Here is a 15558-nt window from a genome sequence, read left to right as displayed (position 1 = left end):
AAGGCACATGGCGAACGACGAGAAGCTGCGCGAGTACCTGCGCCGGACCCTCGCCGACCTGCAGCGCACCCGCCGGCGGTTGCACGACGCCGAGGCGCGCCGCACCGAGCCGATCGCGATCGTGGGCATGGCCTGCCGCCTGCCGGGCGGGATCGCCTCGCCGGAGGACCTGTGGCGGCTGGTCGCCGGAGGGCGCGACGCGATCGGCCCGTTCCCCCGCGACCGCGGCTGGGACCCGGACGACCTCTACGACCCCGACCCCGACCGCGCCGGGCGGACCTACGCGAAGGAGGGCGGCTTCCTCGCCGAGCCCGGCGGGTTCGACGCCGCGCTCTTCGGGATCTCGCCGCGCGAGGCCCTCGCCATGGACCCGCAGCAGCGGCTGCTGCTGGAGGTGTCGTGGGAGGCCCTGGAGCGCGCGGGCATCGACCCGACCTCCTTGCGCGGCACGCCCGCCGGGGTCTTCACCGGGCTGATGTTCCACGACTACCGGGACAACCTCGGCGCCCTCCCGGAGGGACTCGAAGGCTACTTCGGCATCGGCAACTCCGGCAGCGTCGCCTCCGGCCGCGTGTCCTACACCTTCGGTCTGGAAGGGCCGGCGGTGACGGTCGATACCGCGTGCTCGTCGTCGCTGGTGGCGTTGCATCTGGCGGCGCAGTCGCTGCGGTCGGGGGAGTCCTCGCTCGCCCTGGCCGGGGGAGTGGCGGTGATGGCGACCCCCGAGGTGTTCATCGACTTCTCGCGGCAGCGCGGCCTGGCCCCGGACGGTCGCTGCAAAGCGTACGCGGACACCGCCGACGGGACGGGCCTCTCCGAAGGCGTCGGCGTGCTCGTCCTAGAGCGGTTGTCGGATGCGCGCCGCAATGGTCATGAGGTGCTGGCGGTGGTGCGCGGTTCGGCGGTGAACCAGGACGGTGCGTCCAACGGCCTGACCGCGCCGAACGGGCCTTCGCAGGAGCGGGTGATCGGACAGGCGCTGGCCAACGCGGGGCTGAGCGCCGCCGATGTCGATGCCGTCGAAGGACATGGGACCGGGACCCGGCTGGGCGATCCGATCGAGGCGCGGGCGCTGCTGGCGACCTACGGCCGGGACCGTCCCGCCGACCGGCCGTTGTGGCTGGGGTCGTTGAAGTCGAACATCGGGCACACCCAGGCGGCGGCGGGCGTGGCGGGTGTGATCAAGATGGTGCAGGCGCTGCGCCACGGCCTACTGCCCGAGTCGCTGCACGTGGACGCGCCGAGCACGCAGGTCGACTGGGAGACCGGTGCCGTCCGCGTGCTGACCGAGGCGCGCGCGTGGCCCGAGGTGGACCGGCCGCGCCGGGCCGGGGTGTCGTCGTTCGGCGTCAGCGGCACCAACGCCCACGTGATCATCGAACAGGCCGCCGAAGAGCCCCGGCCGGAAGCGGGGGACGGCGCGGCACCTGGCGCGGTCCCGTGGCTCATCTCGTCCCGGACGGCCGAGGGTTTGCGCGCGCAGGCGGAGCGGCTCGCGTCGTTCCTGCGCGAGCACGGCGACCCTACGGCGGCGGAGATCGGGCATGCCTTGGCGACCGGGCGGGCGACGCTGGAGCACCGGGCGGTCGTGGTGGCTGCCGACCGCGCCGAGGCGATCGCGGCCCTGGCCGAAGTCGAGTCCGCCGGCCCGGCGGAGGTCGACGGCAAGACCGTCTTCGTCTTCCCCGGGCAAGGCGCGCAGTGGACGGCGATGGGCGTGGCGCTGGCCGAGTCGTCCCCGGTGTTCGCCGCCGCCCTGGCGGAGGTCGAGACGGCGTTGGAGCCGTACGTGGACTGGTCGCTCGCCGAGGAGCTGCGCGGCCCGCTGGAGCGGGTGGACGTGGTGCAGCCGGCGTCGTTCGCGGTGAACGTGGCCCTGGCCCGGTTGTGGGAGTCGTTCGGTGTCCGTCCTGACGCGGTGGTGGGGCATTCGCAGGGCGAGATCGCCGCCGCGCACGTCGCCGGCGCGTTGTCGTTGGAGGACGCGGCGCGGGTGGTGGCGCTGCGGAGCCAGGCCATCGCGCGCGGCCTTGCCGGCCGCGGCGGCATGGTGTCGGTGGCGCTCCCGGTTGGCGAGGCCGCCGCCCGCCTGGCGCCCGGCCTGGAGATCGCCGCGGTCAACGCGCCCGCCTCGGTCGTCGTCGCCGGGGAACCGGAGGCCCTGGACACCCTCCAGGCGGCGCTGGAAACCGAGGGCGTGCGAACGCGCCGGATCCCTGTGGATTACGCCTCGCACACCTCGCACGTGGAGTCGATCCAGGGCGAACTGGCCGACCTGCTTGACGGGATCGCTCCGCGAGCATCGAACATCCCGTTCTTCTCCACGGTCGAAGGACGATGGCTGGACACCACCGAACTCGACGGCGGCTACTGGTACCGCAACCTGCGGCGCCAAGTCCGCTTCGCCGACGCCGTCGAGACCCTCGCCGGCGACGGGTTCCAGGCGTTCGTCGAGGTCAGCGCCCACCCCGTCCTGGTACCGGGCATCGCGGAGATCGTCGCGGAACCGTCCGTGGCCGTCGGCACGCTGCGCCGCGACGCCGGCGGCCTCGACCGGTTCCTGCGCTCGGCCGGGGAGGCGCACGTCGCCGGGGTCGCGGTCGACTGGAGCCGCGCGTTCGGGCCCGGCCCGCACAGGCGCGCGGACCTGCCCACCTACGCCTTCCAGCACCGGCGCTACTGGCTGGAGGGCGGGCGCGGCCAGGGCGACCTGACCGCCGCCGGGATCGAGGACGTGCGGCACCCGCTGCTCGGCGCCGCCGTCCCGCTGCCCGACGGCGCCGTCCTCACCGGCCGCCTCTCGCTCCGCGACCACGGATGGCTCGCCGACCACGCCGTCGCGGGCACGACGGTGCTGCCCGGATCGGCGCTGGTCGAGCTGGCGCTGCGCGCCGGCGCCGAGACGGGTCGCACCACGCTGGACGAGCTCGTCATCGAGGCGCCGCTGACCGTTCCAGGAGACGACGACGTGGAGATCAGGGTCGTGGTCGCCGATCTGGACGTGGCGATCCACGCGCGGCGCGGCCGGGGCGGCTGGACCAGGCACGCCACGGGCCGGCTGTCCGACGGGATCCTCGTCGCGGAGCGGCTCCCGTGGCCGGTCGCGGATGCCGAACCTGTCCCCGTCGAGGACTTCTACGAGCGGAAGGCCGCGGAGGGCTACGAGTACGGGCCCGCCTTCCAGGGACTGCGGGCCGCCTACCGGCGCGGGGAGGAGGTCTTCGCGGAGGTGGAGCTGCCCGGCGGGAGCGGGGCCGGGGGCTTCGGCCTGCACCCGGCCCTGCTGGACGCCGCGCTCCAGGCCACCGGCCTGCTCGGCGCGACCCCTCCCGCGAACGGGCGGATACCGCTGCCGTTCGCCTGGACCGGCGTGCGCCTGCACGCGCCCGGCGCCTCGGCGCTGCGCGTGCACGCGACCTTCCAGGGCCCGGCGTCCGGATACGCGATCACCCTTGCCGACCGGGACGGAAAGCCCGTCGCCTCCATCGACTCCCTGCGGCTCCGAGACGTGGACCCCGGCCGGCTGACGCCCGCGCACGACCTGCTCCACCGGATCGACCGGGTGCCGGTCGTCCTTCCCGGCCCGGCCGCCGCGCCCGTCCCGGGCGAGGACGTCCTCGACCTGACCGACCGCGGCGGCTGGACCCCCGGCGCGGCCCGCGAGCTGACCGCGGAGGCGGTCGCCTTCCTGCGCGACCGGCTCGCCCGCGACGGCGGACCGGTCGCGGTGCTCACCGGCGACGCGCCCTACGACCTCGCCGCGTCCGCCGTCCGCGGCCTCGTGCGCGCGGTGCAGCGCGAGCAGCCGGGGCGGATCGTGCTGGTGGAGGCGGAGTCGGGGGAGGAGGCCGGGGAGCTGCTGCCGCGCCTCGTCGCCTCCGGTGAGCCCGAGGTCGCGCTGCGCGCGGGACGCGCGCACGCGCCCCGGCTCGCCCACGCCGGCGCCGGCGCGACGGGCCGGGCGTCCCTCGATCCGGACGGCACGGTCCTGGTCACCGGCGGCACCGGGACGCTCGGCGGCCTGGTCGCGCGCCATCTGGTGCGGGAGCACGGCGTCCGCCGGCTCGTCCTGGTCGGCCGGCGCGGCCTCGCCGCCGCCGGCGCGACCGAGCTGTACGCGGAGCTGCGCGAGGCCGGCGCCGAGGTGACCGTGGCGGCGGCCGACGCCGCCGACCGGGAGGCGCTGGCGGAGGTGATCGCGGCGATCCCGGCCGGGCATCCGCTGACCGCCGTCGTCCACGCCGCCGGCGTCCTGGACGACGCCCTGCTGGACGACCTCGGCCCGTCGCGGCTCGCCCCGGTGTTCCGCCCGAAGGCGGACGCCGCCTGGCATCTGCACGAGCTGACCCGCGACCTGGACCTGGCGGCGTTCGTGCTGTTCTCGTCCGGCGCGGGGGTGCTCGGCAACGCCGGGCAGGGCAACTACGCGGCGGCCAACGGATTCCTGGACGGGCTGGCTCGCATGCGGCGTGCCGAGGGCCTGCCCGCCGTGTCGCTCGCATGGGGACTGTGGTCGCAGGCCAGCGGCATGACCGGCCATCTCGGCGGCGCCGCGCTGGGCAGGCTGTCGCGCGGCGGTCTCGGGGCGCTCTCCACGGCCGAAGGGCTGGCGCTGTTCGACGCCGCCCTCGCGGCCGGGGACGCCGTCGTCGTCCCGGCGCGGTTCGACGCCGCCGCGCTCCGCTCGCTCGCCGCCGACGGCGACCTGCCGCCCGTGCTCCGCGGTCTCGTCCGGGCGCCTCGCCGGGACGCGCCGCCGACCGGCGGGGCGCCCGCCGCGTCGTTCGCCGACCGGCTCGCCGGACTGTCCTCCCCCGAGCGGACGAGCACCGTGCTCGACCTGGTCAGGCGGCACGCGGCCGCCGTGCTGGGGCACGACGCCCCGGACGACGTCGGCGCGGCGCGGGCGTTCAAGGACCTCGGGTTCGACTCCCTCGCGGCGGTCGAGCTGCGCAACCGGCTCGCCAGGGCGGCGGGGGTGCGGCTCCCCGCCACGCTCGTCTTCGACCACCCGACCCCGGCGGACCTGGCGCGGCGGCTGCTGGAGGAGCTCGCGCCGGAACCGCCCGGCGGGGCGGGCGAGACCGCCGGCATCGCCGCGGCGATCGCCGAGATGGACGTGGACGACCTGGTGGAACGGGCTCTGGGAGGGAACCGATGACCGACGACAAGGTCGTCCGCGCGCTGCGCGCCGCGCTGGTCGACAACGAGCGGCTCCGCGAGGAGAACGACCGGCTGAGAGGCACCGCCGCCGCCGACCCCGTCGCCGTCGTCGCGGCCGCGTGCCGCCTGCCCGGCGGGATCGCCTCACCCGAGGACCTGTGGGAGCTCGTCTCCGAGGGACGCGAGGGCCTCTCGCCCTTCCCCGGCGACCGGGGCTGGGACCTCGACGGCCTCTTCGCCGCCGACGCGGACCGTCCCGGCACCTCCTACGTGCGGCGGGGCGGCTTCCTGCACGACGCGGGAGCCTTCGACGCCGCGCTGTTCGGCATCTCGCCGCGCGAGGCGCTCGCCATGGACCCGCAGCAGCGCCTCATGCTGGAGGTCTCGTGGGAGGTGCTCGAACGCGCAGGCATCGCGCCCACGGCGCTGCGCGGCGAGCGCGTCGGCGTCTTCACCGGCGTCATGTACCACGACTACGCCGCCGGGCTCGCCGAGGTGCCGGACGACCTCGAAGGGCTGCTCGGGACGGGGACGTCCGGCAGCGTCGTGTCCGGGCGCGTCTCCTACACGTTCGGGCTCGAAGGGCCCGCCCTCACCGTCGACACCGCCTGCTCGTCCTCCCTGGTGGCCGTGCATCTGGCGGCGCGGGCGCTGCGCGACGGCGAGTGCCGGCTCGCGCTCGCGGGCGGCGTCGCCGTCATGGGGCGGCCGTCGCCCTTCGTCGAGTTCTCCCGGCAGCGCGGCCTCGCGCCCGACGGTCGCTGCAAGGCGTTCGCCGACGCCGCCGACGGCACCGGCTGGGCCGAGGGCGCGGCGGTCCTCCTCCTGGAGCGGCTGTCGGACGCCCGCCGCAACGGCCATCCCGTGCTCGCGCTGGTGCGCGGCAGCGCCGTCAACCAGGACGGCGCCTCCAACGGGCTCACCGCCCCCAACGGGCCGTCCCAGCAGCGCGTGATCCGCGCGGCGCTGGACGCGGCGGGCCTGGCGCCCGCCGACGTCGACGCCGTCGAGGGGCACGGGACCGGCACGCCGCTGGGCGACCCGATCGAGGCGCAGGCCCTCCTCGCCGCCTACGGCCGCGACCGCCCGGCCGACCGGCCGCTCTGGCTGGGGTCGCTGAAGTCCAACATCGGGCACGCGCAGGCCGCCGCGGGCGCCGCGGGGATCATCAAGGTGATCGAGGCGCTGCGGCACGGCGCGCTGCCCGCCACGCTGCACGTGGACGCGCCGTCCACGAACGTCGACTGGGACGCGGGCGCGGTCCGGCTGCTCACCGAGCCGCGGGACTGGCCCGATCCGGGACGTCCCCGCCGGGCCGGGGTGTCGTCCTTCGGCGTCAGCGGCACCAACGCGCACGTGATCATCGAAGAGGCGCCGGTGAGCACCGAGGAGGCCCCGCCGCCGGACGCGGGCCCGGCGCCCCGGCCCTGGGAGATCTCCGGGGCGACGGCGGACGCGCTGCGGGCACAGGCCGCGCGGCTCGCCTCCCACCTCCGGGAACGTCCCGCGCTGGAACCCGCCGACGTCGCCGCCTCGCTGGCGTCCGGCAGGGCTTCCCTCGCGCACCGCGCCGTCGTCGTCGCGGCCGACCGCGACGAGGCGCTGGCCGGGCTGGACGCGGTCGCGGCAGGAGAGCCCGCACCGACCACCGTCACCGGCGTCGCGGACGTCGAGGGGCGCACGGTCCTGGTGTTCCCCGGCCAGGGGACGCAGTGGGCGGGCATGGGAACCGAACTGGCCGACCAGTCCGAGGTGTTCGCCGCCGCTCTGGCGGACGTCGAGGCGGCGTTGAAGCCGTACGTGGACTGGTCGCTCGCCGAGGAACTGCGCGGCCCGCTGGAGCGGGTGGACGTGGTGCAGCCCGCCTCTTTCGCGGTGAACGTGGCCCTCGCCCGCCTCTGGGAGTCGTTCGGTGTGGTGCCCGACGCCGTGGTGGGGCACTCGCAGGGCGAGATCGCCGCCGCGCACGTCGCCGGGGCGTTGCCGCTGGAGGACGCGGCGCGCGTGGTGGCGCTGCGCAGCAAGGCCATCGCCCGCGGCCTGGCCGGACGCGGCGGCATGGCGTCGGTCGCGCTGCCCGAGGACCGGGTCGCCGCGCGGCTCGCGCCCGGCCTGGAGATCGCCGCCGTCAACGGGCCCGCGTCGGTCGTCGTCGCCGGCGACGCCGGCGCCCTGGCCGAGCTGATCGAGTCCTGCGAGGACGAGGGCGTGCGGGTCCGCCGGGTGCCCGTGGACTACGCCTCGCACACCTCGCACGTCGAGGCGATCCGCGACGAGCTTCACGGTCTCCTGGACGGCCTCGCCCCGAAGCCGTCCCAGGTCCCCTTCTTCTCCACCGTCGAAGGGGGGTGGCTGGACACCACGCGGCTGGACGCCGCCTACTGGTACCGCAACCTGCGCGGCACCGTGCGGTTCGACGCCGCCGCCCGCGCCCTCCTGGACGACGGTTTCCGGTCGTTCGTGGAGGTCAGCGCGCACCCGGTACTGGCGGCCGAGATCAAGGACGCCGCCGGGCGGGCCGCGGCCGCGGTCACCGGCACGCTGCGCCGGGGCGAGGGAGGGCTCCGGACGTTCCTGCTCTCCGCGGCGGGACTGCGCGTCCGCGGCGGCGGCGTCGACTGGTCGGCGTCCCTGGCCGGGCGGCCCCGCGTGGACCTCCCCACCTATGCCTTCCAGCACCGCCACTACTGGCTGGAATCCGCGCCCACCGCCCCCGCCCGCCCGGCCCCGTCACCTCCGGAGGAAGCGGAGGAAGCGCCGTCCCCGCTCGACGGGTTCGAAGAGCTCGACGAGGACGGGCGCCGGAACGCGCTGCTGGACCTCGTCCGCACGGAGGCGTCGGCGGTGCTCGGGCGGCCGCCCGCCGAGACGCTCGCGCCCGGAGACGTGTTCTTCGAGGTCGGGTACGTGTCGCTGACCGCGGTGGAGCTGCGCAACCGGCTCTCGGCCGCGACCGGACTGGAGCTCCCCCCGATGCTGATCTTCGATCGGGCCACCCCGGCCGAGCTGGCCGACCACCTGCTGGCCGAACTGACCGTCACCGGACCCGCCGAGACCGCACCCGCCGAGACCGCGGAGGACTGACCCATGGGCTTCGACGCCGGCACCTACCTGGAGGCGCTCGGCCATCGCGGGCCGGCCGCGCCCACGCTGGAGACGCTGCGCTTCCTGCACCACCGCCACCTGCGGACCTTCCCGTACGACAGCGCGCTCAACGCGGGCCGGGGCACCGCGCTGTGGGCGGGGGTCGACATCGACCTGGACACCGCGTTCGACGAGATCGTCGTCGGCCGGCGCGGCGGCGTCTGCTACGAGCTCAACGGCCTCTTCCGCGCCCTGCTGGAGGAACTGGGCTTCGACGTCGGCGTGTTCGGCGCCGGCATCCGGCAGATGGACGGATCGTTCGGCCCCGATCTGGAGCACGTCTTCAACCACGCCCGCCTGGACGGCGAGCTGTACCTCGTGGACGTGGGCTTCGTCGGCCCGTCCTACCTGGAGCCGCTGCGCGTCACCGCCCAGGTGCAGCGGCAGCACGGCAACCGGTTCCGCGTCGTCCCGGCGGACGGCTACCACGTGGTCGAGCGCAGCGGCCGGTCCGGGATCTGGCAGCCGGTGTACCGGTTCCGCGACAAGCCCCGTGACCTCGCCGAATGGCAGGACCCCTCGGCCGAGCTGGAGGCGTTCGCCCGGGCGCTGGCCGGGGCCGGGATCCTGGTGCGGGGACGGTCCTTCGCCACGGGCCAGCGCGTCCTCATCGGTAAGCGCCTGCTCACCGTGGACGACGGCCACGAGACCGTCCGGGTGCTCACCGACCCGGCCGAGCACGAGCGCGTCGTCGCCGAGATCCTCGGCTCGCCCGCCGCCGCGACGGCCGCGAACGCGAGCGGCGCGACCGCCGCGGGGAGCGGGCGGTGAGCCGGGCGGGCACCGACGTCCTCGTCGTCGGGTACGGGCCCGTCGGACAGGTGACGGCCACGCTGCTGGCCGGGCGTGGGCACCGCGTCACCGTCGTGGAGCGGCGGCCGGAGCCCTACCCGATGCCGCGAGCGGTGTCCTTCGACGGCGAGTCCGCCCGCATCCTCGCCGCCGCGGGCATCGCCGAGGCCCTGCGCACCGTCGCCGAACCGTCCCGCGACTACGTCTGGACGAACGGGGCGGGCGCGACGCTGTTCGAGGTGGACGTGGCCGAGCAGGGCTGGTCCGGATGGCCGGACTCGCTCTCGATGTACCAGCCCGGGATCGAGGCCGCCCTGGCCGCGCGCGGTGCGGCGCAGCCCACGCTGCGCGTGCTGCGCGGCCACCGCGTGACCGGCCTGCGCGACGAGGGCGACCGGGTGGCGGTCACCGTCGACGGCCCCCAGGGCGGCGTGCTGACCGCCCGGTATGTCGTGGGCTGCGACGGGGCGAACGGCATCGTGCGCGACGCCCTCGACGCCACCGCCACCGACCTGCGGTTCTTCGACGACTGGCTGACCTGTGACGTGCGGCTGCACGAGCCGCGCCGCTTCGTCCCGAACAACCTGCAGGTCTGCGACCCGGCGCGGCCGCGCACCGCCGTCTCGGCCGGGCCCGGCCACCGCCGCTGGGAGTTCATGCGGCTGCCCGGTGAACCGCCGGACGAGTTCGGCCGCACCGAGAACGTGTGGCGCCTCCTCGCGCTGTTCGGCATCGACGAGAGCAGCGCGACGCTGGAGCGGCACGCCGTCTACACCTTCCAGGCGCGGTACGTCGACCGGTGGCGGGCCGGCCGGATCCTCATCGCGGGCGACGCGGCCCACCTGATGCCGCCGTTCGCCGGGCAGGGCATGTGCTCGGGGTTCCGGGACGCGGCCAACCTGGCCTGGAAGCTGGACCTCGTTCTCACCGGCCGGGCCGGCGAGGCGCTGCTGGACACCTACACCGACGAGCGCCGCGAGCACGTCCGGCACGCCGTCACCATGTCGGTCGACCTCGGCCGCGTGATCTGCCAGACCGACCCGGCCGCCGCCCGCGACCGCGACGAGGTCATGATCGGCGTCCGGGAGCGGGGCCTCGCCGCGCCGCCGCCGTCGGCCGTCCACCCGCTGACCCGGGGGCTGATCGCCCGGGACGCCGGCGGCGGCCCGCGCGGCGCGGCGGGCGGGCTCACCCCGCAGGGCCGCGTCCGGATCGGCGGCCGCGAAGGGCTCCTCGACGAGGTCGCCGGCGCCCCCGGCTTCGTGCTGCTCACCACCGAACCGCCCGGCGAACTGCTCGACCCTGCCCTCGCCGCGGCCCTGGCCCGGCTCGGCACGCGGTTCGTGACGCTGGACGCGGCGGCCGACCTCGACGGGGTGCACCTGCCGTACCTGGCGCGCGCCGGGGCGGTCGCGGCGCTCGTGCGCCCCGACTTCTACCTGTTCGGGACGGCCGCCCACCGGAACGCCGCGAACGCCCTCGTCGAGGAACTGCTCGCCGGGCTCGGCGCGGGCACGGACCCCGGCGCGGGCACGGACCTCGACGCGGGCACGGACCTCGGCGCGGGCGGCGCGGTCAGCCGGTCTTCCTGAGCCCCGCCCACAGGTCGGCGGGCAGCTCCTTGCGGCGCCGGATGCCGAGCTTGCGGTAGATGCGGGTGAGGTGCTGCTCGACGGTGCTGGGGGTGATGTAGAGCTTCGCGGCGATCTCCCGGTTGGTGTTGCCGACCACCGCCAGGGACGCGACCCGGCGCTCGGAGTCGGTGAGCGACGCGATGCCCTCCAGCCCGTCCGCCATCACCTCCGCGCCGCCCAGGTCGGCCTGCACCGACAGCAGCTCCCGGGCGAGCGGCCGCATCCCGCACATGTTCGCGACGTGCAGGGCCTGGCGGAGCAGCAGGCGGGCGCGCCGCCGGTTGCCCACCGCGTGGACGCGGCTGAGGTCGGCGAGGACGCGGGCCTGCTCGAACCGGTCGCCCGACGCCTCGGCGAGGTCGACCGCCTCCGTCAGCAGCGGCAGCCGCCGCCCGGCCGGGCTCGCGGCGGCGAGGACCCGCAGCGCGGGGCCGCGCCCGTCGGTCCGCGCGAGCTGCTCGCGGACGAGCCGGCGGGCCTGGTCGCGGTTGCCGAGCCGCAGCCACGCCTCGGCCGCGTCGGTGCGCCACGGCACCGGCCCGGCGGTGTCCAGGCCCCAGCCGCGGATCAGCTCGCCGCAGCTGAGGAAGTCGGCCAGGGCCGCGTGGGCGTGGCCGGACGCGAGGTGGTGATGGCCCCTGGCGTACAGGTAGTAGAGGCCGTGGCGGCTCTTGAACATCGCCTCGGGGACCGACAGCGCCAGGCACCTGGCGGCCTCGTCGTGCTCGCCGGCGCGCGTCGCGGCCAGGACGCAGGTGCCGAGCGGGTACCCGATCGCGACACCCCATGACTTGGGGCTGAGGCGCGCCAGCGCTTCCCGCGCCTCCCGCAGCGCGCTCGGCAGGTCGCCCGTCCGCAGCGCGACCTCCGCGCGCGCCGCCGCGAAGAACGCCGCCTGGGTGCCGCCGCCCCCGGCCTCGCCGTCCCGCCCCTCACCGGACGGCGCCTCGCACCACGCCGCCGCGGCGTCGAGCCGGTCCGCGCGCAGCAGCACCTGCACGGCCAGCAGGGCCGCCTCGACCGTCCACGGGTTGCGCGGGTGCAGCGGGAGGTCGCGCAGCACCTGCTCGGCGCGGCCCGCCACCGCGTGGCTCCGGCGCCGGGTGAGCCCGTCGGCCAGGATCGCCGCCGCGTGCAGCTGCGGGTCACCGCCGAGGGCCGGGACGGCGAAGGCCTTCTCGGCGGCCAGCACCGGCGTGCGCCGGTCGCGGGCGAGCGGCGGGTGCGCGTAGGCCAGCCACACCTCGGCGTCCCGGAGGCCGCCGCCCTCGGCGCGGGCGTCCGCGCGCAGCCGGTCCAGCACCCGCACCGCCTCCTCGCCCCGCCCGAACCAGAGCAGCCGGCCGGCGAGGGCCAGCCCGTCGGCGAGGCCGAGCCGGCCGCCGAGGGCCGCGGTCACCAGCGGGGCCAGGTGCCGGGCGGCCGACGCCGGCGCGGTCTGCCACTCGGCGCCGGCGAGACGCGTCCGGACCGCGGCGCGCTCCCCCTCGTCGGACAGGCCGCGGTGCGCAAGGCGCAGGAAGCGCGCCCCCTCCTCGGTCCGGCCGTCGAGCAGCGCGTGCTCGGCCGCCTCGGACAGCACGGCCGCCGCCCACGGCTCCTGGGCGTGATCGGCGTGGACGAGGTGCCGGGCCACCCGGGTGGCGGCCGCGCCCTGGTCGTGCAGCAGGCGCGCGGCGCGGCGGTGCAGCTCGGCCCGCTCCGCCGGGGCCAGGTCGTCGAGCACCGCGTCCCGCGCCACCGGATGGCGGAACCGGCCGCCGTCCAGCAGCCGGGCCGCGTTGAGCGCGCCGAGGGCGCGCTCGCCGTCCTCGGGCTTCAGCGAGACGAGCCGCCACAGCTCGGCCGGCCCAGCGTCCTCGCCCATGACCGCGAGCGCCCGCGCCACCGCCGGTGTCGCGGGATCGCCCCGGTGCAGGCAGCCGAGGAACGCCAGCCCGTACCCCTCCGCGCGGGGAGCGCCGGCGGCCCTGACGTCCTCGGCCAGCGCGTCCAGCAGCAGCGGGTTGCCGCCGCTGATCGCGTGCAGGTCCGCCGCCGGGGCCGGCGGGGCGCCGGACGGCCCGGACGCCGCGCGGGCGGTCCCGGCGGGCGACAGCGGTCCCACCCGCAGCCGGTGCAGCTCCGGCCTGCGGAACAGCTCCGCCAGGAACGTCAGGTGCCGCGGCCGCGGGACCGGCTCGTCGGCGAGCACGACCAGGACGGGCGCCGACGCCAGCCGCCGGACCAGGTGGAGCAGGAGGTGCAAGGACGGGACGTCCGCGTAGCGCAGGTCGTCCACGGTGATCAGGAGCGGCTCGCGCTCGGCGTGCCCGAGCAGGGCCAGCACGAGCTCGTGGTGCGTGCGCACCGCGTGCGGCGACGCGGGGCCGGCGTCCGGGACGTCCGCCGCCGCCGCGAGCCGTTCCAGGAGGCGCCCGGACGGATCGTCCGGGTCCTCCGGCCGGGGCACGTCCCGCAGGAGCTGGCCGGCGACGCCGTAGGGGAGCTCTTGTTCGGCCGGGGAGCAGGAGGCGCGCAGACACCGGAATCCGGACCGTTCGGCGCGTTCGGCGAGCCCGCGCAGCAGCGCGGTCCGGCCGGTGCCGATCGGCCCCTCGAGGAGCGCGACCCGGCCGCGGCGCGCCGTGCAGTCCGCGAGCAGGCTGTCGAGTTGCTGGATCTGTTCGTCTCGTTCCACCAGTGCGACCACGGATCCGATGATCGAAGACGCCCGCCCACTGCCCGGCAATCGCCCGCCTATCGGACGACCGAATCCCGGGGTGGGACGCCGGCCGGCCCGCTCCGGTTCACCCGTGACGCGCACGTTCTTCCACTGTCGGGGCCGCCGTAAACCCGAGAGGCCGGCGCGCGAACCCCTGAATTCCGGCCCGCCGATGGAGCCGGCGCCGGCGCGGGCGAAGGATCGGCTGCGCCGCCCATGCCCGCAGAGGAGTCCCCCCATGCCCAGCCGCCGTCAGTTCATCGCCGGATCGGCCGCCGGTATCGGCGTGGCCGTCACCGTCCAGGCGAACCTGTCCGCGTTAGCCGCCGCCTCCCGGGTGTTCCGCGGGGCTCCCGCCGACCTCGCGAAGTTCGCCGACCCGCTGCCCATCCCGGCGGTGCTGAAGCCCGACACCGCGCTGACCCTCCGGCAGCGCGCCGGCACCGTGAAGCTGCACTCGCAACTGCCCGACACGCCCGTCTGGGGCTACGAAGGCGCCTACCCCGGGCCGGTCATCGACGTGCGGCGCGGCCGGCGCGTCAAGGTGAGCTGGCAGAACCGCATCCAGGGCACGTTCCCGGTGACCGCCGTCGAGGTCCCCTTCACCGGGCTCGACTCGATCCTCAGTCCCGGGCGCGGCGGCGCCGAGCCGCTTCCCGACGTCGCCGACCTCGCCCCGTGGGTGGTCACCCACCTGCACGGCGGCGAGATCAGCGGCGACAGCGACGGCTGGCCCAAGAACGGGATCTCCTACGGCCAGGCCCAGGCCGCCGAGTACCCCAACGCCCAGCGGGCCGCGACGCTCTGGTACCACGACCACGCGATGGACATCACCGCCTTCAACGTCTTCGCCGGCCTGTCGGGCCTCTACCTCGTGCGCGACTCCGAGGAGAGCGCCCTGGGGCTGCCGTCCGGCGCCTACGAGATCCCGCTGATCATCGCGGACCGCAACCTCGACACCGACGCCGACGACGCCTTCAACGGGCGGCTGCTGCACAAGGTCGGCTACTACGACACCAACGGCCGGCGGGTCTCGCTGCCGTTCGCAGGCCCCTACAACCTCGTCAACGGGAAGATCTGGCCGTACCTGAACGTGGAGCCGCGCTGGTACCGGTTCCGCGTCCTGAACGGCGCGAACGGGCGCACCTACACGCTGGAGCTGAGCAAGGAGAACGCCGACGGCACCAGCACGCCGGTGACCGGCGCGCTCGTCCAGATCGGCACCGAGCAGGGGCTGCTCGGCGCCCCGGCCAAGCTGGACCGGCTCACGCTGTCGCCGGCCGAACGCGCCGACATCCTGATCGACTTCGCCGCGTTCAGGGGCGCGCGGCTCCGGCTGTCCAACACCGACACCGTCACCTCGCCGCTCGGCCCGGAGGTCATGCAGTTCCGGGTCGGCGGCACGGCCGTGACCGACCCGTTCACCCTGCCGGCCAAGCTGTCGCCCACGTTCACCCGGCTGACCGCGGCGAAGGTCCCGGCGGGCTACACGGAGCGGTACGTCGCGACCGCCACCCATGACGGCACGAGCAGCGGCCACCCCGAGATGTGGGAGCTGGCCGAGACGCCCGCCGGCTACGTCCCGCAGAAGGGCGACCGCATCGTCACCATCGTCAAGGACGGCAAGAGCACCACCTACCGGAAGGCGGCGAGCACCTTCGACGAGGCCGTGACGTTCCACGTCTCCCTCGACGGCTGGGAGGTCTGGAACTTCATCGACCTCGCCGGGCCGAACCACCCGATGCACATCCACCTGGTGTCGTTCCAGGCGCTGGCCCGCGACACCTACACGGTCGCCGTGACGTCCGACACCGCCAACGACATCTACACCTACACCGCCACCTACAGCGCTCCGAAGGGCCTCGGGCCCGACGAGCAGGGGTGGAAGGACACGATCCGCATGGACGAGCACGAGCACGTGGCGGTCGCCGGGCGGTTCCACGGCGGGACGGGGAACTACGTGTACCACTGCCACATCCTCGAACACGAGGACCACGGCATGATGCGCCCGTTCGTCGTGGCGCCCAAGACGGTCCAGACCGCGATGGCGGCCAAGATGCGGGCGGCGGCCCGGCCCGCCTCGCCCCTCGGCCACCACCACGGCTGACCGCCCGGGCGGGC

The 15558-nt window shown here is 76.0% G+C and carries 6 protein-coding genes; 5 read left to right on the top strand and 1 reads right to left on the bottom strand.

Annotated elements, in window-relative coordinates:
* Positions 1-7 precede the first annotated feature (7 nt).
* The 4 genes from amrb99_RS05620 to amrb99_RS05605 are packed head-to-tail and all read left to right on the top strand — an operon-like array spanning position 8 to position 10691.
* On the top strand, positions 8-5161 hold the full coding sequence (locus amrb99_RS05620; RefSeq protein ID WP_190853142.1) for a type I polyketide synthase: 5154 nt from the start codon (positions 8-10) through the stop codon (positions 5159-5161).
* The gene (locus amrb99_RS05615; RefSeq protein WP_190853134.1) at positions 5158-8247 is read left to right on the top strand and encodes a type I polyketide synthase; all 3090 of its coding nucleotides are present in this window, start codon (positions 5158-5160) and stop codon (positions 8245-8247) included. Before amrb99_RS05620 ends, amrb99_RS05615 begins: the two co-directional genes overlap by 4 nt.
* 3 nt (positions 8248-8250) lie before the next feature.
* Positions 8251-9078, top strand: coding sequence for an arylamine N-acetyltransferase (locus tag amrb99_RS05610; protein WP_190853131.1), 828 nt, complete (start codon positions 8251-8253; stop codon positions 9076-9078).
* Positions 9075-10691: a bifunctional 3-(3-hydroxy-phenyl)propionate/3-hydroxycinnamic acid hydroxylase gene (locus amrb99_RS05605; protein WP_190853128.1), complete on the top strand. Its 1617-nt coding sequence runs from the start codon at positions 9075-9077 to the stop codon at positions 10689-10691. The genes amrb99_RS05610 and amrb99_RS05605 overlap by 4 nt, the downstream gene beginning before the upstream one ends.
* On the opposite strand, the gene amrb99_RS05600 is transcribed toward amrb99_RS05605, so the two are convergent.
* On the bottom strand, positions 10675-13425 hold the full coding sequence (locus tag amrb99_RS05600) for a LuxR family transcriptional regulator (protein ID WP_206699800.1): 2751 nt from the start codon (positions 13423-13425) through the stop codon (positions 10675-10677). The genes amrb99_RS05605 and amrb99_RS05600 overlap by 17 nt on opposite strands.
* 250 nt (positions 13426-13675) lie before the next feature.
* Between amrb99_RS05600 and amrb99_RS05595 the strand changes: the two genes are divergently transcribed.
* Positions 13676-15544, top strand: coding sequence for a multicopper oxidase domain-containing protein (locus amrb99_RS05595; protein ID WP_190853124.1), 1869 nt, complete (start codon positions 13676-13678; stop codon positions 15542-15544).
* Positions 15545-15558 lie beyond the last annotated feature (14 nt).

This window comes from Actinomadura sp. RB99 (genome assembly GCF_014706005.1).
In the GTDB taxonomy this organism is placed as follows: Bacteria; Actinomycetota; Actinomycetes; order Streptosporangiales; family Streptosporangiaceae; genus Spirillospora.
The sequence above is the reverse complement of the archived record's forward strand: the minus strand, read 5'-3'. Positions and strand labels throughout refer to the sequence as shown.

Excerpts from the sequence above, each read along its gene's own strand:
- amrb99_RS05595 (WP_190853124.1), top strand. The coding sequence starts at position 13,676 with ATGCCCAGCCGCCGTCAGTTCATCGCCGGATCGGCCGCCGGTATCGGC.
- amrb99_RS05610 (WP_190853131.1), top strand. The coding sequence starts at position 8,251 with ATGGGCTTCGACGCCGGCACCTACCTGGAGGCGCTCGGCCATCGCGGG.
- amrb99_RS05620 (WP_190853142.1), top strand. The coding sequence starts at position 8 with ATGGCGAACGACGAGAAGCTGCGCGAGTACCTGCGCCGGACCCTCGCC.
- amrb99_RS05615 (WP_190853134.1), top strand. The coding sequence starts at position 5,158 with ATGACCGACGACAAGGTCGTCCGCGCGCTGCGCGCCGCGCTGGTCGAC.